Annotated in this window: 22 protein-coding genes; 14 read left to right on the plus strand and 8 right to left on the minus strand. The window is 37.7% G+C overall.

The genetic code is table 11. The features are described 5' to 3' along the window. Positions 1-46: 46 nt before the first annotated feature. Entirely contained in the window at positions 47-1,429 is a 1,383-nt protein-coding gene (locus tag NMG86_RS09085; RefSeq protein WP_026797488.1) for an MFS transporter, read from the minus strand. 235 nt (positions 1,430-1,664) lie between these two features. On the opposite strand from NMG86_RS09085, the gene NMG86_RS09090 reads away from it, so the two are divergent. Then, a complete protein-coding gene (locus NMG86_RS09090; protein ID WP_043937141.1) occupies positions 1,665-2,411 on the plus strand; it encodes a WecB/TagA/CpsF family glycosyltransferase in 747 nt (248 codons plus the stop codon). 100 nt (positions 2,412-2,511) lie between these two features. Here the strand turns inward: NMG86_RS09090 and NMG86_RS09095 are convergent, their stop codons facing one another. Then, a complete protein-coding gene (locus tag NMG86_RS09095; RefSeq protein WP_026787245.1) occupies positions 2,512-3,165 on the minus strand; it encodes a pentapeptide repeat-containing protein in 654 nt (217 codons plus the stop codon). 345 nt (positions 3,166-3,510) lie between these two features. Next, entirely contained in the window at positions 3,511-4,812 is a 1,302-nt protein-coding gene (locus NMG86_RS09100) for an FGGY-family carbohydrate kinase (RefSeq protein ID WP_036831490.1), read from the minus strand. Positions 4,813-5,039: 227 nt separating this feature from the next. Between NMG86_RS09100 and NMG86_RS09105 the strand changes: the two genes are divergently transcribed. Beyond that, on the plus strand, positions 5,040-5,687 hold the full coding sequence (locus NMG86_RS09105; RefSeq protein WP_026797489.1) for a peptidoglycan-binding domain-containing protein: 648 nt from the start codon (positions 5,040-5,042) through the stop codon (positions 5,685-5,687). Between the two features lie 46 nt (positions 5,688-5,733). Here the strand turns inward: NMG86_RS09105 and NMG86_RS09110 are convergent, their stop codons facing one another. From NMG86_RS09110 to NMG86_RS09120, 3 genes are read right to left on the minus strand one after another with little or no spacing between them, the layout of a single operon-like run. Beyond that, on the minus strand, positions 5,734-8,136 hold the full coding sequence (locus NMG86_RS09110; RefSeq protein ID WP_026797490.1) for a serine/threonine-protein kinase: 2,403 nt from the start codon (positions 8,134-8,136) through the stop codon (positions 5,734-5,736). A gap of 53 nt (positions 8,137-8,189) precedes the next feature. Then, positions 8,190-9,596, minus strand: a complete 1,407-nt coding sequence (locus NMG86_RS09115; protein ID WP_026797491.1) for a (Fe-S)-binding protein — start codon at positions 9,594-9,596, stop codon at positions 8,190-8,192. A gap of 32 nt (positions 9,597-9,628) precedes the next feature. Next, positions 9,629-10,939 (minus strand): FAD-binding oxidoreductase, encoded by a 1,311-nt coding sequence (locus tag NMG86_RS09120; protein ID WP_026797492.1) that lies wholly within the window; start codon positions 10,937-10,939, stop codon positions 9,629-9,631. 127 nt (positions 10,940-11,066) lie between these two features. On the opposite strand from NMG86_RS09120, the gene NMG86_RS09125 reads away from it, so the two are divergent. Both NMG86_RS09125 and NMG86_RS09130 read left to right on the plus strand, forming a co-directional pair. Beyond that, the gene (locus NMG86_RS09125; protein WP_026797493.1) at positions 11,067-11,780 is read left to right on the plus strand and encodes a DUF4079 domain-containing protein; all 714 of its coding nucleotides are present in this window, start codon (positions 11,067-11,069) and stop codon (positions 11,778-11,780) included. A gap of 164 nt (positions 11,781-11,944) precedes the next feature. Beyond that, positions 11,945-13,057: an IS630 family transposase gene (locus tag NMG86_RS09130; RefSeq protein WP_026797113.1), complete on the plus strand. Its 1,113-nt coding sequence runs from the start codon at positions 11,945-11,947 to the stop codon at positions 13,055-13,057. Positions 13,058-13,126: 69 nt separating this feature from the next. Here NMG86_RS09130 and hisE read toward each other — a convergent pair whose 3' ends face one another. Further along, a complete protein-coding gene (hisE, locus tag NMG86_RS09135; protein WP_026797494.1) occupies positions 13,127-13,702 on the minus strand; it encodes a phosphoribosyl-ATP diphosphatase in 576 nt (191 codons plus the stop codon). Between the two features lie 140 nt (positions 13,703-13,842). Between hisE and hemL the strand changes: the two genes are divergently transcribed. Then, entirely contained in the window at positions 13,843-15,138 is a 1,296-nt protein-coding gene (gene hemL / locus NMG86_RS09140; RefSeq protein WP_026787237.1) for a glutamate-1-semialdehyde 2,1-aminomutase, read from the plus strand. A 254-nt stretch (positions 15,139-15,392) separates the two neighbouring features. Here hemL and NMG86_RS09145 read toward each other — a convergent pair whose 3' ends face one another. Next, on the minus strand, positions 15,393-16,061 hold the full coding sequence (locus tag NMG86_RS09145) for a glycoside hydrolase family 108 protein (protein ID WP_026797495.1): 669 nt from the start codon (positions 16,059-16,061) through the stop codon (positions 15,393-15,395). Between the two features lie 332 nt (positions 16,062-16,393). On the opposite strand from NMG86_RS09145, the gene NMG86_RS09150 reads away from it, so the two are divergent. From NMG86_RS09150 to NMG86_RS09190, 9 genes are all read left to right on the plus strand, one after another. Continuing rightward, positions 16,394-18,073, plus strand: a complete 1,680-nt coding sequence (locus NMG86_RS09150) for a sensor histidine kinase (RefSeq protein ID WP_026797496.1) — start codon at positions 16,394-16,396, stop codon at positions 18,071-18,073. Then, positions 18,070-18,450, plus strand: a complete 381-nt coding sequence (locus NMG86_RS09155; RefSeq protein ID WP_043937136.1) for a DUF4189 domain-containing protein — start codon at positions 18,070-18,072, stop codon at positions 18,448-18,450. The genes NMG86_RS09150 and NMG86_RS09155 overlap by 4 nt, the downstream gene beginning before the upstream one ends. Before the next feature lie 997 nt (positions 18,451-19,447). Continuing rightward, positions 19,448-19,672, plus strand: coding sequence for a DUF433 domain-containing protein (locus NMG86_RS09160; protein WP_026787602.1), 225 nt, complete (start codon positions 19,448-19,450; stop codon positions 19,670-19,672). A 20-nt stretch (positions 19,673-19,692) separates the two neighbouring features. Beyond that, entirely contained in the window at positions 19,693-20,007 is a 315-nt protein-coding gene (locus NMG86_RS09165) for a DUF5615 family PIN-like protein (protein ID WP_237747601.1), read from the plus strand. Between the two features lie 34 nt (positions 20,008-20,041). Then, positions 20,042-20,128 carry a hypothetical protein gene (locus tag NMG86_RS09170; protein ID WP_373282691.1) on the plus strand — a complete coding sequence of 29 codons (87 nt, stop codon included), beginning with the start codon at positions 20,042-20,044 and terminating at the stop codon, positions 20,126-20,128. Next, positions 20,113-20,454, plus strand: coding sequence for a XisI protein (locus tag NMG86_RS09175; protein ID WP_026797497.1), 342 nt, complete (start codon positions 20,113-20,115; stop codon positions 20,452-20,454). Before NMG86_RS09170 ends, NMG86_RS09175 begins: the two co-directional genes overlap by 16 nt. 43 nt (positions 20,455-20,497) lie before the next feature. Beyond that, positions 20,498-20,917, plus strand: coding sequence for a XisH family protein (locus NMG86_RS09180; RefSeq protein ID WP_026787231.1), 420 nt, complete (start codon positions 20,498-20,500; stop codon positions 20,915-20,917). Then, positions 20,905-21,246, plus strand: a complete 342-nt coding sequence (locus tag NMG86_RS09185) for a XisI protein (RefSeq protein WP_026787230.1) — start codon at positions 20,905-20,907, stop codon at positions 21,244-21,246. Before NMG86_RS09180 ends, NMG86_RS09185 begins: the two co-directional genes overlap by 13 nt. A 406-nt stretch (positions 21,247-21,652) precedes the next feature. Beyond that, positions 21,653-22,132, plus strand: a complete 480-nt coding sequence (locus NMG86_RS09190) for a hypothetical protein (RefSeq protein WP_199918678.1) — start codon at positions 21,653-21,655, stop codon at positions 22,130-22,132. Positions 22,133-22,533: the final 401 nt, after the last annotated feature.

A 22,533-nucleotide genomic window follows, 5' to 3' on the forward strand; every position in this document is an offset into this window, starting at 1 on the left:
CAAATATTCAGGGCTTTAGCCCAACAACGGTTTTTAATTTGGTGTTTTATTTGATATCTTCATCATCAAGTCCAGGTCTGGGAACATAAGTAATATGATCTTGATCTTTAATGGGAATAAAGAAGATAGTTAATAACCCTGGAATTACCGCCATTGCACTCAATAAAAAGTAGTTTTGATAGCCTAAATTCGCTTGAATATATCCACTAAATACCCCCGGAATTAATACCCCCGCCGCCATAAATGCCGTTGTAATTGCATAATGGGAGGCTTTATATTCAGGACGGACAGTTTGCATTAAAAATACAGTATAGGCGGCTACTCCTAAACCATAGGTAAATTGTTCCAGGGAATTAACCACATAGGCCCAAATAATTTCCGGTTGAGTTTTAGCTAATAACCAATAAAAGATATTAGTAAAATTTTGTAAAATTGCCATCGGCCATATCCAGGTTTTTAACCCTTGTTTAGCGATTAAAAATCCCCCTAATAACCCTCCAAATAATAGGGAAATTACCCCAACTGTCCCCGATAAAATCCCGATTTCGGCCGTCGTAATTCCTAACCCGCCTTTTGCAGCCGTATCCATTAAAAATGGAGTTGCCATTTTGAAGGTTAAAGCATCTCCTAAACGGAATAATAAAACAAAAGCGAGAGTCCAACCAATTTTATATTGAGTAAAATAGGTTTTGAATGAGTTAATAAAATTAGCAGAATTGGAGAGATTTTCTGTTTCTGAAAAAGTTGCTTTTTGAGGTTTGGGTAAATATATTTTCTGAAATCCGTAGATGAATAAAAAGATTAAACTAGCGAGAGAAAAAGCAATTGACCATCCCCATTGTAATGCAGGAATTGAAAAATTAGACCCCAAAAAATTAAACTGAACCGGGTTATATAAAATTTCCCCCGTCGGACTTTTCCCATTACTATATTTTTCAGCAATATCTCCAGCTAAAAATACTAAACCTCCGCCTCCGGCTAAAACTGCCATCCGATAAGCGGTATTTCTAACCCCGACATAAAACGCCTGTTGGTCTAAATTTAACACCGTCAAATAAAAGCCATCAATTGCTATATCATGGGTAGCACTAATAAAAGCAATCAGGGCAAAAATTGCAATAGAAATCGGAATAGCTTGCGGAAATAGTGCGCCTAATGCTAAAATCAAGAATAGGATTGTACATAAGATTTCCATTCTTAAAATCCATCGCCGTTTGGTTGAATAAATATCAACAATTGGCCCCCATAATCCTTTCATTACCCAAGGGAGAGATAAAAAACTGGTTAACCCAATTAATTCGTTACTCGCCCCTAAACCTTTTAAAAAAACCACCGACATGATATTAACAACGGTATAGGGAAATCCTTGAGCAAAATATAAAATTGAAATCCACCAGCCCGGATGCAGTTTTTGTTCTTGATTTTTCATGTTTAATGCTTAGTTTTAAGTTATGATAATCAATGATCGTGAGAATTGTTTTATCCTACAACAATAGTGAATCTCTGCCAATGGTTAAAATTACCCATAATCTCAAAAGTTTAGTCAACAACGGATTATGCTCAAGTATCTTATTGATGAAAATATGGATTCCTAAAATGTAAAATTTTGGTCACACAATCGGCTACTATTATAATAATGTATGTGAGGTCGCCAAAATTTATTTATGAGTCCAACTATTTTGCCCTTTGATTCTGCTCTTAACGGTTTTCCGGTGTTGGGTTTACCTGTACATTTAACTAATAATTATACTAATTGGTTATTAGAACGTTGGCAACAAGGGTTAGGAACTCATGTTATTACTTTGAATGCAGAAATGGCAATTCAAGGAGAAAAAGATCCTAAATTAGCAGAAATTATTCATTCAGCAGAGTTAGTAATTCCTGATGGTGCGGGGGTGGTGCTTTATTTACAATATAAAGGTAAAAAAATTCAACGTTGTCCGGGTATTGAATTAGCAGAAACCTTGATAGAAAATATTGGTAAATTAGATAATTCTGAATTAGTCTTTTTCTATGGGGGAAAACCAGGAATTGCTCAACAGGCGGCCGATAATATTCAACAAAAACTGCCAGGTCTGGGAATTTCTAGTTATCATGGTTATCTGTCTGCTTCTGAAGAAGAAGATTTAAAAATTACCCTAAAAGACTTACAACCAAGATTAATATTAGTGGGTTTGGGTGTTCCTCGTCAGGAATTTTGGATTAAAGAAAATCGTCATCTTTGCCCAAATTCGATTTGGATAGGTGTGGGAGGAAGTTTTGATATTTGGTCAGGAATTAAACAACGGGCACCGGAATTTTTCTGTAAATATCATTTAGAATGGTTATATAGATTATATCAAGAACCCTGGCGTTGGCGTCGGATGTTGGCGTTACCGGAGTTTGCGATTAAAGTGTTGATTCACCAATAGGATGTTATTGTGGCTATGTTGACAAAGGTTAAGCCTAATTTAACCACAAAGACACAAAGACACAAAGAAGTTATCAACACTAATCTGCCCATTGCTATATTTAGGAAAAAATAGCCCCGTTTAAATTAGCGAATTTTAGGTCAACTCCGGTTAAATTGGCTCCGGTTAAATTGGCTTTACTTAGGTTTGTCCCTCTCAAATTTGCGTAGGATAAATTGGCATTTTGTAGATTAGCTTTAATTAAGGTTGTCCCTCTTAAATTAGCTTTGGTTAAATTTGCTTGATAAAGATTAGCTTTGTTTAAATTAGCAAATCTCAAATCAGCTTCGCTCAAATCAGTTTCGCTCAAATTAGCCTGATATAAATAAGCTCCATTCAGATGTACTTTAATTAGTTTGGCATTATTTAATTCCGTCCGATATAGATAAGTTTCAATCAATTCTGCTCTATTTAATATGGCTGTGCTAAGATTGGCTTGACTTAAATTAGCTTGAAATAATACAGCTTTACTGAGGTTTGCTCGGTGCAATTGAGCTAAACTTAAATCGGCTTGTTTTAGATTTGCCGAGCTTAAATCCGTGGCAATTAAATTGGCTTTACTTAAATCAGTATTTTGTAAATTAATTCCGTTTAAATCAGCCCCCATTAAGTTGGCTTCGCACAAGTCCGGCTGAATATTAGGATTATTTGAACGCCAAATTTGCCAACGTTGAGATCCCCATTCTAATAAATCTAAATGTTCTGAATTTGCCATATTTTTTTACTAATTTATTCGGGATTAAAACTACCTATAGCAATCCTATTTGAGTTGTGTTCAAAAGTCCTGGGCAAAAGGGAACAGGGAACAGGCTGCGTCGTGAGCCGTGAGCCAGTCGAACGGTCGAACGAGAACAGGGAACAGCCCCCCAAACCCCCCGTGCACGGGGGGCTTGGGGGGGAGGGAACGCCGGATCTGGGGTAATACTTCTGGCTGTTTCATGTCAGTATTAAAATGTTACAACCTATTTAGGATTGCTATAGTAATTATGTCATTGCGAGGGTAGCAAAGCAATATCAAAATTCGTAATTCGTAATTCGTAATTCGTAATTCCTCGTAATTCTACACCCCTATTCCTCTATTAATAGCAAGTAACGCACTTCCATAAGCCGCTTCTGTATGAATAGAATTAACCATATTAACGTTTAAATAGCGCTGACGAATGGCTGTCCAAACGGGATTTTTTGCCCCTCCTCCGGCGGTATAAACTTGAGTTAGGGGAGTGGCTCCAAGTTGTTGTAAAAGTTGATAACCTTGGGCTTCAATTTTGGCAATTCCTTCTAATAAACCCTGTAGAAATTCAACAGAATTATCGGGACGGGGTTGCAAACGGGGAAGTAATTCGGGGTCGTTAATAGGGAAGCGATCGCCTTTTTTAATTAAGGGATAATAATTTAAGTTACTATTATAATTGGGGTTAATTTGACGGCTGAAATTTTCCAGTTCAAGATCACTAAAAAATTGACGTAAGACCGCACCCCCGGTATTAGAAGCACCTCCAGTTAACCACAAATCTCCTAAGCGATGGCTATAAATGCCGTATTTAATATTATTTACAGGAATATTACTGAGGAGTTTTAAGACTAAAGTTGAACCTAAAGAGGTTACTGCTTCCCCTGGAATTTTTGCGCCACTGGCTAAAAATGCGGCTATACTATCGGTAGTTCCTGCACAGATAACACAGGCTTTAGGTAATTGTAACTGTTCTGCTATTTCGGAGGTAATGGAAGCAATCGAAGTTCCAGGAGCAACCACATCGGGCAGTTTCAATAATTCTAAATTGGTCAGGGATTGTAAACCGTTAATTAACCAATTGGGATAGGTCAAATTTTCGACATCGTAGCCTAATTTTAAGCTATTATGATAATCACTAATCCCTAATTTTCCATGTAATAAAAATGCTAACCAATCGGCTTGATGCAGAAAATAACAGACCGAGGATTTTTGTGGTTTAGTGTTGGTAGTTTCAGCAGTTAACCACCAAATAAGTTTAGCTAAACTAGAAGTGGCACTGTTGACGATATGATCGGGAGGAGCGATTTTTTTTAACAGTTCTAAGACGGTAACAGCCCGACTATCATTATATAGAATTGGGGATTGTAGTGGAATGCCATTAGGATCACAAAGTAGCACGGTGGCGGAGGTTCCATTGATAGCGATCGCATCTATTTGACGGCGAAAGTGTAACGGAATTTGTTGAATCACGTCAAACAGAGCCGTTTTCCAAAGGCTAACCAATTCCCAGGTATCCGTAAATGGGGGGAAAGGAAATTGAGTTTGGGCCACCACTGTTCCTTGAGAATTAATTGTAATTGAACGAGTGCCGGATGTGCCAAAATCAATCCCGATATAAAAATTAACCATTATTTCTATCTAAGTTCAATTCGTATTTTTTTATTTATAGTATGATAGTAGGTTTGCGAATTATAAGATTGTCAGTTATTTTGTTAAGTTTTAATAAAATGTACGGAAAAAGTAAAATTACTCTGGACGTTAATGGCTCACAAAGTTATAAATTAAGAGTCGGTAGTTGAACTTTAATCGGATCAACTGCTGGCTATCGTACTGTTAATGCGTTAATCAAGGATTTTATGGATACTCTTGCTTACAATCATCTAGTTTCTGCTTATGAGTCCCCTCGCCAAACCCATTTCACAGGGGATTTGGTACTACTGCGATCTGTGAATTGGAGTAAAATATCAACCGCTTGCTGGTTGCCCATTGTAGCAACGGCTATTGGCTTGTCTGTGATGAGTGTAAGCCAACCTGCCAGTGCTGCCATCTCCCGTGGCGATAGCGGTCAGGGTGTGAAAAGTGTTCAATATGCCTTGCAGAATTACGGCTATTTTAACGGAAGAGCAACGGGTTACTTTGGGTCGGTGACAAAACACGCCGTCATCGCCTTTCAAAAGGATTATGGCTTAAATCCCGATGGAATTGTTGGCCGTTCAACGGCACGGGCATTGGGAGTAGGTTCTAAGAGCTATGGCTATAGCAATGCTAGTCATCATAACAACTGTGGTCATTGTGGCGGTGGTGGCTCTCTGTCGCGGGGTGACAGTAGCCATCATGTCAAACAACTACAAAATCGTTTAGCCAACCTGGGTTATTTTAATGCGAATTCCACAGGTTACTATGGCAAACTGACAGCCCAGGCTGTTAAATCCTTCCAAGCAAGTTGTGGACTCTCCGTTGATGGTGTTGCTGGCCCGGCAACCATGGCAGCATTAGGAATTTAGCTTCTTTCGTAGAGACGTGCCATGGCACGTCTCTACGGAGTTGATATTAACGTAACCACAATTTAATAGTTTTGTCCTTACTTCCACTGACTAAACTATTGCCATCGGGACTAAATTTAATCGAATAAATCTCATCTTGATGTCCGGTTAAGGTATTTAATAATTCTGCCGTTTTTAAATTCCATAGTTTAATGGTTTTATCTCGGCTGCTACTAGCAATAATATTGCTATTGGGACTGATGGCGACGGATAACACATCGTTAGAATGTCCGGTTAAAGTCTGAATTAACGCACCAGTTTCTAGGTTCCAAACTTTAACAGTATCATCCAAGCTACCACTAACAATAATTTTACCATCAGAACTAATTGCCAGCGATCGCACCCCATCTAAATGTCCGGTAAGCGTGTTTAATAATTCTCCTGTTTCTACCTTCCAAATTTTAATGGTTTTATCCAGAGAAGCTGTAACTAATAGTTGACCATCGGGACTAAAAACAACCGCATAAACCTGATCTTGATGATCGGTTAAATTCTGTAAAATAGCACCCGTTTGTCGATCCCAAATTTTGACGGTTTTATCCGCACTTGCACTAGCAATTGCTTGATTATCAGGACTAACATCAACTGACCAAATAGTTGCTAAATGTTCTAGGGGGGGATAGACTTTTCCAGTAGTCAGATTCCATTCTAAAATCCGCCATAACCCACTTCCAGAGGATATTTCTGTACCATCGGAGTTAAAATCTACAGCATAAATTGGGGAGAAATCTCCAACTAAACTTTTAGTTTCATTTCTACTTTTAATATCCCACAATTTCAAAGTTGTATCTTGACTCCCACTGGCAATAGTTTGACCATCAGGACTGAAGGTAACTGCCCAAATCGCATCAGCATTTTGAGCAAATTCTTTAGGCGTTACGGTTTTCCAAAACACTTTATCTCGACATTGTTGAATTAGATTTTCAATAGCTTGATTTTTCAAGGCGGTTTCAGGAATATTGTCCGCTTCATTTAAACATTGCTCATATTTCCCTGCGACTAATAATCCCTGGATAGCATTAATTTTCTGGGTTTGAAATTGTTGTAGATTTCTCCATTTTTGATATTCAGATATTGCCAGAATTATTCCCAATAAACTTACCAGTCCTAAACCTAACCAAATCAGTTGAGAAAGACGAATTTTTTTTAAGAATTTAGACTCTATATTTTGAGATTTAGCTAGGCTAGGAATTGGGCGAAAATTCTGGATAAATTGAGCAAATTGAGTTAAAATAGATTGGGGTAAAACCTGTTTTTCAATAATGGCAATATCTTGATCATTTAACCCTAAAAGTTGTTGAAATCGTTTGAGTTCTTCCCGGGTTTCGGGACTAAAAGGATATTCTTGCTTGATTGTGGCAATTAAGGCTTGTTCATAACGTTCTCCCTTTTCATGATATTTACGATAGGGGTTTAAAATTTCATCTTCAATAGCTTCTGAATCTTCGGGTAACAGATCTAAACTTAAGCGTAATTCCTCTAAAATTTGCCGACCAATAATAGAAATTTCACCCCGATGATGGTTGGCACACCGTTGAACTTCTTCCCGATAGATTTCTAGTTTAGAAAGATTAGGTGCTGAGGAGGAACGCAGAGTTTTCAGAACAGATAAAACGTCATCGACAGATTGATAACGTTGGTGATAATCAGACCGCACCATCTTGTCAACAATATCACCCAATTCAACACTAACAATTGCTAAATGTCGCCAAAATATTTCTCCTGTATCTGAACCATTATTTCTTCGCAATTTTGACAATTCCGATGCAGGCAAACCCGTTAAAGATTGAATGGCAACCATCCCCAAAGCATAAATATCGCTATTAAAATGGGGATGACATTGAAACTGTTCAATGGGCATATATTCAAGGGTTCCAACCCGACTACTGGGGGAATCTTGATCAGAATTCAAATTAATTTCTTGAACCGCCCCAAAATCCAGTAAAATAATTTTTCCATCGGTTTGACGACGGATTAAATTACTCGGTTTAATATCCCGATGAATCACTCCCTGTTGATGCACAAATCGGAGTATGCCTAATACATCGGTGAGTAAATTAATGACTTGATTTTCGGTCAAGGGCTTACCGGGTAAGATCTCATCCATTAATGAGTGACCCGCAACATAAGATTCAACTAAATAAAATTCTCGATTTTCTTCAAAATAAGCTAACAGTTGGGGAATTTGATCATGTTGGGAGAGTTTTTCTAAAACCTTGGCTTCCTGTTGAAAGCGCTGACGGGCTACATTAACGAGTTTGGCATCTGCTGGAGTCAGATGCAAATGTTTAACAAAACACAAGGACTCACCGGGTCGGCGAGTATCCCTAGCGAGATAGGTTTTCCCGAAATCCGTTGACTCAATCACGTCTATGACTTGATAGCGTCCGTCTAAAAGCTGACCAACCATAGCAAAAACATTGACCCTATTTTGTTTGATTATGACATTAATCGTCAGTAAACTTATAAAATATTAATTTTAACACCTCGAATTGAATAATCTAGTAATTCCATTGGGTGCATTAAATTAATATCTTTTCCTTGCAATTGTAAGTGTTTTTTAATTTGCAAAGAACAACCAGGATTAGAAGAAGCAATTAATTCTGCTCCCGTATTTGTTAAATTGTCTACTTTTTGCTGTCCTAATTCTTCGGCAATTTCCGGTTGCAATAAATTATAAATTCCCGCACTTCCACAACATAAGGAAGCATCTATCGGTTCGCGTAATTTTACCCCCGGAATTTGTTGCAGCAGTTGACGGGGTTGGGAACTAATTTTTTGTCCATGTAATAAATGACAAGCATCTTGATAAACAATAGTCAATTCTCCGGTTTCTGTTAAGGGAGATAGGGGTGTTGTTAACCCAATTTCGACTAAAAACTCCTGAATATCTTTAACTTTTGCTGAAAATTCTTGCGCTGCTTCTCGATATTGGGGATCATCTTTTAAGATATGTCCATATTCTTTTAAGGTATGACCACAGCCCGCCGCATTAATAATAATACCATCTAAACGAGTCCCAGAAAATCGATCAATCATTTGTTTAATTAAGGTATGGGACTGTTCCGTTTGTCCTTGATGTTCGGGTAAAGCTCCACAACAGCCTTGATTTCTCGGAATCACAACTTCACACCCATTGGCGGTTAAAACCCTCACCGTGGCTTCATTAACCGGGTTAAATAATAACCTTTGTACACAGCCTAAAATTACTCCAACTCGATAGCGTTTTTCGCCTTGGGTGGGAATAATTACCGGGAAATCTTCTCGAAAAGCGTCTTTAGGAATTGCAGGTAAAATTGATTCCATTGCGGCTAAACGGGGAGATATTTTTGGTAATAAACCTGTTTGTCTGACTATTTTTTGTAACCCTAATTTTTGATAGATGAAAAGCGGAATTAAAAATGCTTGTAAACGTTTAGGATAGGGGAATAAATTAAAAATTAATCCTCGAATTAAACGGTCGGATAAACTTCTAGGAACATTTCTTTCAATTTGAGGACGAGTAGCGGCAATTAATTGATCATATTTAACACCTGAAGGACAAGTAGTAACACAAGCTAAACATCCTAAACAGGTATCAAAATGTTCGGCGCTTGTTTCCCCCAAAGAAGCATCGTTTTTAGAAATAGCATCCATTAAATAAATCCGTCCCCTAGGGGAGTCCATTTCTGTTCCTAAAACTCGATAACTGGGACAAGTGGATAAACAAAATCCGCAGTGTACACAGGTACTAATTAAATTAGGATTTGGGGGATTTGTGGAGTCAAAACCTGGAATTTCAGTCGGGTTTAAATGGGGATTTTGCCCTAAAAAGTTACTTTGTTTAGCGGGAATTGATTTCGGGTCAATAGTTTGATCAGATGTTTGCATTTTAACTAAATTCTCCTAAAATAATTTATTAATTAAATTCCACCGACAAAACGGTTGGGACTAAACTGATTTTGAGGATCAAATTGTTGTTTAATTTGACGCATCAAATTCAAAGCATTTCCCGAATATCCCCAAACTTCTAACTGTTGTTTTAGGTCTACAGGTGCTTTTAATATTGATAAAAACCCTCCTTGAGATTCACACCAATTTCTTAAGTTTAACAGAGTTTCTGGAGAAACGCTTTCAAACCTTAATACCCCTAAACCAACTCCAGCATGAATTATTCCCAGGGTTTGACATTGGGTTAAGGTTTTGACCGCAGAGGTGGGGGCAATTCCGATTTTACAAACAATATCAGTATTAGATTCAGATTGCCAGATTTGCTGTTTTAATTGTTGCCATAAATTCTCCTCATCGGAGTCAATATAAATTGCTTTTAACCCTAATTTTTCTCCTAATTCTATTAAGCGTTGAGATTGTTGTTTAACACCTTCTGCAATACTTTGGAACCTCACCATCAAACCAATATTATCTCCAAATCCCAATATTTTTGATAGGTCAGATGAGATTAAATCCACAGCAACAGGAGTTAAGGCAGAAGCTAATAAAATTTGATTTACTTGAGAAATAGCTTCAGCTTCTCCGGTTAATATTACCGTCCCTGACGCTTCAGCTTGGGGATAAACTCGCAGGGTAATTTGACTAATAATTCCTAAAGTTCCATAGGAACCTGTGAATAGTTTCATTAAGTCATAACCCGCCACATTTTTAACAACTCGTCCCCCAGCTTTAGCGATTTTCCCATCATAACGAACAATGGAAATCCCTAAGATCAAATCACGAATACCACGATAACGCTGTCGGAGAGAACCTGTATCTCCAGTGGCAATAATTCCGCCAATTGTTGCGGTTTCAGGATAACTCGGATCAAATCCTAAAACTTGATTTTCCTGGGCTAAAATTGCTTGTAATTGGGAGAATTTCATCCCGGCTTCAACTGTAACAGTTAAATCGCCAACGGCGTGCTCAATTAGTTGATTCATGCCCTGGGTACTAACGGCAAAATCAATATTTTTGACCAGTCCTCCCCAATCAATTTTACTACAAAAACCACAGGGTAAAACCTTTAATTGCTGTTGGTTAGTATAGGCAATAACCTCCGCTAATTGTTGTTGAGTTTGAGGATAAATTAACCCTTGAATTGGGGTTCCTGATGCCAAACCTTGAATGATTTGTTGTTGTCGCACGGATTCAATTTCGTCCCAAGGTTGGACATTCCCTACCCCGACAATTTTTTCTAATTCCTGTTGGTTTTTAGGGTGAGTGCTAGAAATGGCGTTCATTTAAAAAATTCAGAGATTGATTGAGGCAAAATTAAGTTATAACTATTCTATAACAAAAAACACCATAATTGGGAATAGGGGAAAGAAGATTCAAGTAATGGGTAGTAATTTTTTCTAGGAGACCGTTATGGAATTTAAGGATATTATTGGATTAATCCATCCTGTGTTGGCGGTAGTTTTTGTGTTTCCCTTAATCGGGATTTCTGTATATATGGCATGGCAAACCCGTCAACGCCGTCTACATCATTCTAATCAAGAAAATAAGAGTAAAATCCCGCCGAATGTTGGACAAGAACATTTAAAAATAGGTCGGTGGTTAACGGGTTCAGTGGTGGGAATTACGTTAATTGCTTTAGGGTATTCGATTTATTTTAAGGGGGTTTTTAAAGATTTATCTCCTGAGAAAATGCCTCAAGCAATTTTTATTGTTTTTATGTTTATATTCACTATTGCTTCACTGATTTTACTCTATAAAGCTAAACCAAATCAACGGATTTGGCGAGGAGTTTTTGCCACTTTAACCGGAATGGGAATTGTTGTTATCGGATGTCAGGAGGGAGTGTTTAGACGGGGTTATGAGTGGCAATTCTCCCATTACTATTACGGGGTAGCATCGGCGTTATTAATGGTTTTTGCTTTGGCAATTGTCCCTGATATTTATCAATCAAATCGCTGGAGAATTACCCATACGGTTTTAAATTGTATGGCTTTATTATTGTTTCTAGGTCAAGGGATGACGGGAACTAGAGATTTACTAGAAATTCCCCTCAGTTGGCAACAACAACATCTCTATCAATGTGACTGGAATCAGAAAACCTGTCCTCAACCGCCTCAAGGTTAGGAGTTAAAGTTTTATCCCCCAAATTGGTCTTATATAGCGCTACCAATTAAGGTATTTGACAATAGTAAACCTCCCATAGTCTACTATTACCTATTACCTATTAAGCTGTTCAGCATCTAAATAGGGTATAATGAAAAACTAAGTTTAGAAAAATCAATAAAAAGATGCCTGCTAAAAATCACTTAAATGAAAAGCAAGTAGAGAAACTACAGAAAAGATTGAAAGAGGAAGAAAATGGACAAATCAGAGAAAGAATCTTGATTCTACTATTGCTAAATGATGGTAAAAAACAAAGTGAAATTGCCAATTTTTTGGGATGTTCAATAAATAAAGTATGTTATTGGTGTGTACATGGAGATCCGGACAAGTTAGAAAGCCTGAAAGATGAAAGAATGAAAGGAAATAATAGAAAAGCCACAGATAAATATATAGAGATATTATTAGAAACTGTAGAAAAAGAACCGGAAGAATTAGGATATGAATTTGGGAGATGGACAGGAGAAAGATTGGCAACTTATTTAGAACAAATCACAGAAATAAAATTAAGTGGTTCACAAGTGAGAAGGATATTAAAGAAAAAAAAGTATGTTTACTTGTGGGCAAAGTATAGCTTGGAAGAGAAAAGAGATCCAGAAAAAAGGAAATTATTTAAAAATAAAATAGAAGAATATTTAAAAATAACAAAAGAAAGTCCAGAACAATTACAGGTATGGTTTTGGGATGAAAGTGGATTTAATTTAAGAGTAATAAAAAGAAAGAACTGGTGTGAAAAAGGAAAGAGAAGAAAGATTAGAGGAGACAGAAGGAAAGGAAAAGTTAATGTTATGGGAGGATTGAGGTACTCGGACAAAAAAAGATTTGTAGAATTTCTGGATAAAGGGAATGCAAATAATTTTTATCAAGTGTTAAAAAGTTTTTATCAAGAGCTAATTCATGAGTGGGTATTAGCGGGAAATCAAGCAGAAGAATTTGTAGAAAAAGGAGCAAAGATTGTCATTATTCTTGATAATGCAAGTTTTCACAAAAAAGAAGAATACCTAGAAAAAATTAAAGCAGAAATGCCTAATATCTATTTAGAATTTCTTCCAGAATATAGTCCAGATTATAATTTAATTGAATTGGTCTGGCATTCAGCTAAAGAATATATTGCTAATCGACTCTTTAAATCAGTTGATGAGCTAGAGTGTTTATTGCATCAGCTTTTAAATGAGGGACAGTTATCTATTAAATGGGGACGTAAACTTAAAAACAAAGGTAATGCTATAATCACAGTTTAAATGCATAACAGCTTACCTATTACCTATTACCTATTACCTGTTCCCTGTTCCCTATTCCCCAGCACTATGCTATTTTCGTCTTGACTCTAATTTTTGATAAACATTTCTTAACTCAACATCGTGATAAGCTAAGGCAACTAAGGTATGATAGAATAAATCCGCAACTTCCCCGGCGATCGCATCTTTTTCATTATCCTTACAAGCCATAACTACTTCAGCCGATTCTTCTCCAATTTTTTTGAGAATTTTATTATCTCCCCCCGCCAATAATTTACAGGTATAGGACTCTAATTGTGGATAATCCCGGCGATCGCAAATTACATCAAATAACCCCGATAACGTATTTCCTGATAACTCTTGATGCTGTTCTTCCACCCCGATAATCACCATCGGACTATCATCATTGTAACGAATTTCCTTTACCGTTATTTCCGAATTCCATAACACAATCGCTGTTTCTTGACAAGACCAAACCTGTTTTGATGTAATCGTTTTTTCTAGGGCTTCTGCATTCATCCAAACCCAATTTAACACCGTTCCTTCTAAACAATCTTGGATGATCGCCAAAATTAATCCGTTTTTGTTGTAACGAATTGTATCAATTTCACTGAACAGGCTTAACTCTAAGGGTTTTAAGGTTGACATAAATTTACCGAATACAACGAGATCCCTAACTTGATTACAATATCATCTGGTTGGTTAGGCGATACCCAGTAAAAGTAATCGGAATATTGCTTTTTGCCCATTAACCCAAACTATATATAGTTCAAGGAGATTATTTCAGAGTGACCCTACCCTTAACAACTACAAAATCAGAAGAAATCTTTGCCTCTGCCCAAAAAATCATGCCCGGTGGCGTGAATTCTCCCGTGCGGGCGTTTAAGTCCGTCGGGGGACAGCCCATTGTTTTTGATCGCGTCAAAGGTGCCTATGCTTGGGATGTAGACGGGAATCAATATATTGATTATGTTGGCTCTTGGGGGCCGGCTATTTGCGGTCATGCCCATCCCGACGTCATTAACGCCCTGAAAGCAGCCCTAGAAAAAGGTACCAGTTTCGGGGCTCCCTGCCTATTAGAGAATATTTTGGCAGAAATGGTGATTGATGCCGTTCCCAGCGTGGAAATGGTACGATTTGTCAATTCAGGAACCGAAGCCTGTTTGTCAGTCTTGCGCTTAATGCGAGCCTTCACCGGACGGGAGAAACTGATTAAATTTGAAGGCTGCTATCACGGACACGGGGATATGTTCCTGGTAAAAGCTGGTTCCGGGGTCGCCACATTAGGTTTACCGGATTCTCCTGGGGTTCCTAAATCCGTTACTATTAGTACCCTCACGGCCCCCTACAATGACCTAGAAGCCGTCAAACAGCTATTTAATGAAAATCCGGGTGAAATTGCCGGAGTCATCCTAGAACCGATTGTAGGCAATGCTGGTTTTATTCCTCCCGATGGCGGTTTCTTAGAAGGTTTACGGGTGTTAACTCGTGAAAATGGGGCTTTATTGGTGTTTGACGAGGTAATGACCGGGTTTCGCATTGCCTATGGCGGAGTTCAGGAGAAATTCGGGGTGATACCAGACTTAACGACTTTAGGAAAAGTCATTGGTGGCGGTTTACCCGTAGGGGCCTATGGCGGACGCCGGGATATTATGTCGATGGTGGCTCCTGCTGGCCCGATGTATCAAGCCGGAACGTTATCGGGAAATCCCCTAGCGATGACCGCAGGAATCAAAACCCTAGAGTTATTACAAAAACCAGGAACTTATGAATATTTGGATAAAATCACCAAAAAATTAAGTAATGGTTTGTTACAAATAGCTAAAGAAACAGGTCATGCAGCCTGTGGTGGTCAAATTAGTGGAATGTTTGGTTTATTCTTTACTCCTGGGCCAGTCCACAATTATGAAGATGCTAAAAAATCCGATTTAGCCAAATTTAGTCGTTTTCATCGGGGAATGTTAGAGCGAGGAATTTATTTAGCCCCCTCTCAATTTGAAGCTGGGTTTACCTCTTTAGCCCATACGGACGAAGACATTGATAAAACCTTAGCGGCGGCTAGAGAAGTTATGTCTAGTTTGTAATTTTTTCCTCCCCTACGAATTGAATTGAATGTAGGGGCAATTTTGTTGTCAAGAGACGCGCCATGGCACGTCTCTAAAGCCCGAAAATAAATTTCGGGCTTTTGGCGTTAAATTGACAAAGGATTCACCTATCATTCTGAACAATTTTCTGTAGCGTGAAACAAAAATTGGACTAAACCAGAAAATCAAATCATATTATCGTAGGGTTGGATCTTCCAACCCTCTTTTCGCTTAGGTTTGCAGACTTTTAAGACTTAATTTTTAATCTTTTCTACATAACCCCATAAACTATAATCTCGACTTAACCAACCGTGAAAAAATGCCATTTGGCTGGGATTTTCTTGAACCCGTTTATAACGATATAAAATTCGTTCATTAATAATTTGTAGGGCTGTGTATTGGTTATTTCCGCGTTCTAAGGCTTCCTGGGTTTCTGAATCAAATACTCCAGTTTGAGGTAATCCTAATGCTTGTTGTAAAAACGTAATTGAGTTATTAATTCCAAAGTTAACAGAAGTATCAAACATCACAATAGCCAGGGACGGGTGCATTTTTGCAGCCTCACTTCCTTGCCAATAGCTATTATAAATTTCAATTAATTCTGTCTCAGACATTTGACTCACATCTAGGCCAGGTAATCCTCGATTAGAACGATAGACATTATATTCCGCTTGGGTAATTCCTCGATAGGTTCTTCCCCCAACATCGGAGGGGTGATCACTGAATCCTCCTTCAAAATACAGGGTAAATCCTAAAGCCGCATTAAATAATTTGGTTTCATAATCACTTCTAATTTTATTTCTTGCCCAACTTTGGCTACCAATCACAACCGAAAATGCTAGGGTTAATAACACCATTCCGGCGATCACCTGGGGCTTGAGTTGGGTCTTTAGTTTTCCAGGGAGCATTTGCTGCCAATTCATAGGTTTAGAGGGGATGAAATTTACCATAGGGCTATTTAGCGCACTAGGGACTAACAAGCCAAAGTCTAGGATAGCAGATCTGGTTAATAGTTGAGGCTTAGTTATTCACCCCAGCAAGGATGTCTCCCCTCCTCCACCGCTCTAAGTGGTAAACTCACCCCTAGGAAGTTCGGTTCTACGAATGTACGAATCAGCCAAATGTCGCTATGGTGAAAGCATAACAAACCGTTTATAAATTACGAATTATAAATTACGAATTACGAATTATAAATCTTTAACTACTTAACTCGTAATTCGTAATTCTCAATTCGTAATTCTTAATTCTCAAGGGGATGATGATGAACCAAATATTATTACCAACGCTCAGTGAGATTTTAACAGAAGATGAAACCCATAAATTAGGTTATTCCTATTCGTCTCAATTTCTGTGCCATTCAGAAAATCATCCTAATATTGCTTCTGAGGTAAAACGATATTTAAAGGCAGAGAAGGAATGGTATAGTGGCGTTAAATCCATGAATTTTTTATTAGAAGAGCTCCAATCTAATATTAATATAATAGCAGAAAATTCGATTTCAAGTTCCGATCCCTTATTCCATTTAGGATTAATTATTTCTGGGCCAGTTCCGGTTTTAATTCATCCCGATTTAGCGATTCATTTTGCGACTCAAATTTTTACCCATGACCTATCAAAATTAGGGGATGAATTAGTTTTAAAATTACATCATCCTAAAGCATTACTTCCGGCATCGGATGAATTTTATAACTCTATGCCTCAAACAGAAGCCTGTCCTTTACATGGGAAAGATCCTCTAGTTAAAGAACAGTTTTGTTTGGTTTTAACCAGTCAGTTTAGTTTAGTTATGGTATTGGGTCAGGATTTAATCGGAAGTCCGGCTTTTCTATTTTCTTTTGATCCTGATATTGTCGAAAAAGCATTATTGATTTTGTGCGATCGCATGGAATTAATTAAAGCCACAGCAAACCGTGATTTAGGGATGGAGGTAGCTAGACAAAAAGCCAAATTAGAAGAAAGCATTGCCCAGTTTATCCCCATTGAACCCAATTATAAAACGGTGATGCAATTTAGTCGTTTATTATTAAATAATCTATCCTTAGAAGTAGAAAAAAAATCAGAAATTGAACCTTTAAAAAATAAGTTAAAAACCGTTGAAATCGCAGTTAAAAAAGCAGCTAATTCAGATAAAAACAAGAGCCAAAAATCCTATCATTCAGGGCTGGAAACAACTATTCTGGAAAATCCAATTCCAACGGCAGAAGTCGAATTATTACAAGCGATCGCCCATGAAGTTCGGACACCTTTAGCAACAATTCGCACATTAACAAGGTTACTATTAAAACGACCAAATTTACCAGCCGAAGTAATTCATAAACGTTTAGAAATGATCGATCAAGAATGTACAACCCAAATTGATCGGTTTAACTTAATTTTCCGGGCTGTTGAATTAGAAATAGAACAAAGCCGACAAAATAGTCGAGGAAATAGTAATGATCAACCCCTACCATTAACAGCAATGTCATTAGGAGATGTATTTCAAAGTAGTCTATCTCAATGGCAAAAACAAGCAAGTCAGCGTAACCAAACCTTAGAGGTAATTTTGCCACATAAACTACCAACAGTAATCAGTGATCCGACTATGCTTGATCAAGTCTTAACTGGAGTCATTGATAATTTTACCCGCAGTCTTCCCTGTGGTAGCCATATTAAAGTCGGGGTAAGATTAGCAGGACATCAGTTAAAATTACAATTAGAATCCCAACCCGAAAAAGAAGGTAATTCCCCCTTTGCGGTATCTCCCCAATCTCCATTAAAATCAATAGGGCCGTTATTAATGTTCCAACCGGAAACGGGAAGTTTAAGCCTAAATATGGCGGTGACAAAAAATCTATTTCATGCGTTAGGTGGGAAACTGGTAATTAAACAGCGCCCGCAACAAAGGAACATAATGACGATTTATTTACCCTTACAAAATACCTCGGAAACCGAATGAAAAAAAATTGGATAAAACAACATTTTCTATTAGTTAGTGCTTCTGTTCTCGTCTTAGAAAGTTTAATGGCCGGGGTCGCCCTAGCTCAACCCGATCGTTATGGAGCGATCGCCACCTCAATATCGGGGGGTTGGGGTTATGGTTACGATTATCCGACTAGAAAAGAAGCCGAACAAAAGGCTTTGAAAGAATGTGCTAAATCCGATTGTAAAGTCCAGGTTTGGTTCAAAAATGCCTGTGGTGCAGTTGCTAAGAATCCAGAAGGAATTATCGGCTGGGGTTGGGCGATCACTCCCGAACAAGCCCAAGGTAATGCTCTAATTGAATGTGGTACGGGGACTTGCAAAATTGAAACCTGGGCTTGTACAACCCGATAATCAGTTCAATGGTAAAAATAGAGCGGACTGGGGCAATGAGAACGGAGGAAGATGCTATGATCGAAATCGGGTCGCTCTAGCGTCTTGCCATACTTACCACTAACCTTGAGTAATGGAATGCGTTTTCATGACAATAGACTTCGGTAGTATCAAAAGCTACAATCCTGATAGAGGATTTGGGTTTGTCGGTCATACTTTTTCTGATCCTAATGGAAAAGTTTTCTTCCATATCAGAAAAATCAAGAACAAACATCCTGAATTAGCCCAAAAATTGGACAATAGCGAAACTTTTGAAACAGTCAATTTCTGGTATGAAATTGAAACCACTGAAAAAGGCGAACAAGTTAGTAAGTTTTGGCTAAAGGCAGAGAATATCCCTCAAAGCTACACAGATGAATTATCTGGTTTGATCCAAAAAGTAGAGAGTATCTGGAAAAATGTGGACTCTCCAAAACATAGTTGGCTTGACCTTGTAACGATAGAGTTGGTTGGAGTTGATCGCAGGCAGGAACTAAGTGTTGAGCGAGATAACTTAGAGAGTCAACTTAGAGAGGCAGAGGAGGAGCGACGCAGGGCAGCAGAAGCTTTACGAGAAAATGAAATTGGAAGAATAGCTAAGTGCTATGATTTAACAAAAACGGAAGCTGATGAGTTAGAGCAACTATTAGCAGAGATGCGTCCTTTAGAATTTACACATAGTAAGCAACTATCGAAATATATTAAAAACCATCGACTTGGTTATAGGTATCCAAATATCTCAGGTATTGTGAGAATGGAAAAAGACGATACAGAATGGGATTTTCACGGGGGATTTCCTCCTGATATTTATAAAGTTATTTGCAGGGAACTCGATTTGGATAATCAGGGAACTCGTGTTAATCTTTTAGAATTTGTTGATGGAATGATTGAGTTGAGTGATCAGTACGAAAATGTCACGGCTGAAAATCTAGTTCAAGTCTCACGGGAGGAAGTTCAAAGGGCTCTGCGGGGTTTTTATCTGTCTGGTCTTCTTAGCAGAATTACAGTTAACCCTAGACAATGCGGTGGTCGTCCCTGCATCCGAGGCATGAGAATTCGGGTATCGGATGTATTGGATTTATTTGCGGCTGGTCTGAGTGCAGGAGAAATCCTAGAAGAAATGCCCGATCTCGAAGCAGATGATTTAAAGGCATCTCTTTTGTATGCCTCGCGGAAACTTAATCATCCGGTATTAGTGGCATGACAATCTGGGTAGATGCACACTTGTCTCCTGCGATTGCGACCTGGATTACAAGCACGTTCGGAGTTAATGCAGTAGCCTTGCGTAATCTTGGGCTAAGAGATGCTGAGGATACTGAAATTTTTGAAGCGGCAAAAGCCCAGCAAGCTATTGTCATGACTAAGGACAGCGACTTTGAGGATTTGGTTAAGCGACTTGGTTCACCGCCACAAATTATTTTGTTGACTTGTGGTAATACATCCAACGCTCGATTGTGTGAGATTCTAAGAGAAACCTTGCTCTTTGCGTTAGAACTTCTGGATGCTGGCGAGGCACTGGTAGAAATTAGCGGAGACTAGCAGTTTATTTGATAGCTTTTTTCAAAGAAAATCAATTCAACCTGTAATTAAACGTCATCAACTTAAATTGATTGTTTTTAATGATAAAAAAGAGGAGATTATATCATGGATAAAATTATAAAATATCGAGAGTTAATTAAAAGTATTTTAACAGAATATGATCAGTTAGTTCATAAATCACCTGATTATAATACTGAAACTTGTTTAGTTTTTGATGAAACTCACGATCATTATCTTTGGTTAACAGTTGATTGGAAAGAGGATAAACGACTAAAATCAACTCATGTTCATATTCGCATTAAAAATGAAAAAATTTATATTGAGGAAGATTGGACAGAGGAAGGTATTGCTAATGAGTTATTAACCGAAGGTGTACCAAAAGAGGATATTGTTTTAGCTTTTCATGATCCTGAAACTCGTAAATTAACTGAGTTTGCTGTTGTTTAATAGTTTTTGTTTATAATGGTATAATTAGTGACAAAGGAGGACAATGCCAGCAAAAGATATTTACCATGAAGCAGTTAAAAACGCTCTAATTAAGGATGGTTGGACGATTACAGCCGATCCCTATCCTCTGGAATATGAGGATGTTGAACTTTATCCTGATTTAGCAGTAGAAAAGGTCATTTCAGAAGAACAAAAACAACGTAAAATTATTATTGAGATTAAAAGTTTTATTAGTTCTTCATTAATGAAAGATTTTGAATTAGCTTTAGGACAATATATACTGTATCGTGATTTAATTCAATTAGCTCAAGATGAATACCAAGAAATTTACTTAGCTATTAAAGATGAAATTTATGACACTTTTTTTCAAAGAAAATCAATTAAAGCTGTGGTAAAATTAAATCAAGTTGCTTTACTTGTTATTAATACGGATAAGGAGGAAATAGTACAATGGATAAATTAACTAATTATCGTCAAACCATTAAAAAGATATTAACAGAACATGATTATCTTGCTAATCGTTCATCGAAGAAAAAACATGAAACTTGTTTAATTTTTGATGAAACTCATGATCATTATTTATGGATGTCTGTAGATTGGGTTAATCAAAAGAGAATTAATAATACTCATGTTCATATTCGCATTAAAAATGATAAAATTTATATTGAGGAAGATTGGACAGAGGAGGGTATTGCTAATGAGTTATTAACTGAAGGTGTACCGAAAGAGGATATTGTATTAGCTTTTTATGATCCTGAAACTCGTAAATTAACTGAGTTTGCTGTGGCTTAATTGTATGGCTAAGTTTAACTTTGCTGTTTTTTGTCTTTTCCTGAGATTAAAAATTTTTAACGAAAAGAAACATTTGAGTTCTAGTTTAGATTTTAGGAATCAAGTGGGCTTTTTACACCTCTACCTCCTCTAATAACATCGCGTAGGAGGATTAGCCAGAAACTTGACTTTCAGTTTAAACACTGTGTATGATTGAAAATTATGGCTTAAACGCCTGAAAAACATAAGCAGTAGGATTAAAGATATATCGCAAGCAGTATTTGAGCGTACTAAACCGCATATTAACCTTATTACTATCGGTCATACAGGTCACGGTAAAACCACACATTCCAGAACCTTTAACGTGAGTGTTATCTTTCTGCACAAAAAAGTCTGCATGACCTCGCCAGTCGTGAGGGAATTTCTATTGATCAGTTTATATCGACCACCCGGTAAATTGTACAACACGGGAATTTATTTTGCCCGTCAAACATTGTTTAAGACAGGTAAGTTATTAACAGGAAAGTTTGATTTAGCTTTTGAACCATCGGTATCAAAATCTTTATTAGCACAATCAATGCCATCAACACCGATGCAGCAAACTTTAATGTCGGTAACAGAAGCATTCAAATCTTTCAAGAATTTGAGAGATTTACACAAGAAAAGTCAGCTACATTTTAGACCTAAACCTCCCGGTTATCTCAAAGGTTCTAAACTATTTAAAGTTGCTTATCCTAATTCTGGAGGTCAAAGACCAACATTAATTAATGGTCAACTTAGATTCGCTCTGGGATTAACAGTTAAAAGATGGTTTGGGGTATCAGAATTTTTCTTACCTATGCCATCAAATCTTGACTATTCCAAAGTTAAAGAGTTCACGATTCTACCTAAAAGCTGCTTTGTGTAACCAAAATCTGATGGCAACTTTTACTGTAGATGGAGCTTGTAATCGAATGATCTTAACAAGATTGAGAACTGTTGGTCGTGGTTAAAGAGTCGAATCCGTCATCAATTAACTCACTTTGATTCCTTGCGAGAGGCAATTGAGAATGTACTGCGTCTTGCGTCCTAAAAGCCTTGGCGGGCGCTATATCAACTACTCTGGTTGTTTTCGTGTTGTTAGTATTACTATCGACCTCAGATAAAAACACGAAAAAACCCCCAGGTGAAACTGAAGGCTTGAAAGACAACAAGAGTGGAATACCCCCACTGACTTGGAGTACCAAGTACAGTGTCTGCTTTTGTAATCACGGGGGAATGCCGCAACTTAGACTTTCGCCCAAGATGGAGTCTGACATCCCCGTTCGT

The organism is Planktothrix rubescens CCAP 1459/22 (genome assembly GCA_904830895.1).
Taxonomy (GTDB): Bacteria; Cyanobacteriota; Cyanobacteriia; order Cyanobacteriales; family Microcoleaceae; genus Planktothrix; species Planktothrix agardhii.

Coding starts and splice junctions, on each gene's coding strand:
- NMG86_RS09110 (WP_026797490.1), bottom strand. CDS start 8,136: ATGGTTGGTCAGCTTTTAGACGGACGCTATCAAGTCATAGACGTGATT.
- hisE (WP_026797494.1), bottom strand. CDS start 13,702: ATGTCAACCTTAAAACCCTTAGAGTTAAGCCTGTTCAGTGAAATTGAT.
- NMG86_RS09125 (WP_026797493.1), top strand. CDS start 11,067: ATGGAATTTAAGGATATTATTGGATTAATCCATCCTGTGTTGGCGGTA.
- NMG86_RS09150 (WP_026797496.1), top strand. CDS start 16,394: ATGATGATGAACCAAATATTATTACCAACGCTCAGTGAGATTTTAACA.
- NMG86_RS09155 (WP_043937136.1), top strand. CDS start 18,070: ATGAAAAAAAATTGGATAAAACAACATTTTCTATTAGTTAGTGCTTCT.
- NMG86_RS09115 (WP_026797491.1), bottom strand. CDS start 9,596: ATGCAAACATCTGATCAAACTATTGACCCGAAATCAATTCCCGCTAAA.
- NMG86_RS09175 (WP_026797497.1), top strand. CDS start 20,113: ATGGATAAAATTATAAAATATCGAGAGTTAATTAAAAGTATTTTAACA.
- NMG86_RS09085 (WP_026797488.1), bottom strand. CDS start 1,429: ATGAAAAATCAAGAACAAAAACTGCATCCGGGCTGGTGGATTTCAATT.
- NMG86_RS09095 (WP_026787245.1), bottom strand. CDS start 3,165: ATGGCAAATTCAGAACATTTAGATTTATTAGAATGGGGATCTCAACGT.
- NMG86_RS09185 (WP_026787230.1), top strand. CDS start 20,905: ATGGATAAATTAACTAATTATCGTCAAACCATTAAAAAGATATTAACA.
- NMG86_RS09180 (WP_026787231.1), top strand. CDS start 20,498: ATGCCAGCAAAAGATATTTACCATGAAGCAGTTAAAAACGCTCTAATT.
- NMG86_RS09130 (WP_026797113.1), top strand. CDS start 11,945: ATGCCTGCTAAAAATCACTTAAATGAAAAGCAAGTAGAGAAACTACAG.
- NMG86_RS09105 (WP_026797489.1), top strand. CDS start 5,040: ATGGATACTCTTGCTTACAATCATCTAGTTTCTGCTTATGAGTCCCCT.
- NMG86_RS09145 (WP_026797495.1), bottom strand. CDS start 16,061: ATGAATTGGCAGCAAATGCTCCCTGGAAAACTAAAGACCCAACTCAAG.
- NMG86_RS09090 (WP_043937141.1), top strand. CDS start 1,665: ATGAGTCCAACTATTTTGCCCTTTGATTCTGCTCTTAACGGTTTTCCG.
- NMG86_RS09100 (WP_036831490.1), bottom strand. CDS start 4,812: ATGGTTAATTTTTATATCGGGATTGATTTTGGCACATCCGGCACTCGT.
- NMG86_RS09120 (WP_026797492.1), bottom strand. CDS start 10,939: ATGAACGCCATTTCTAGCACTCACCCTAAAAACCAACAGGAATTAGAA.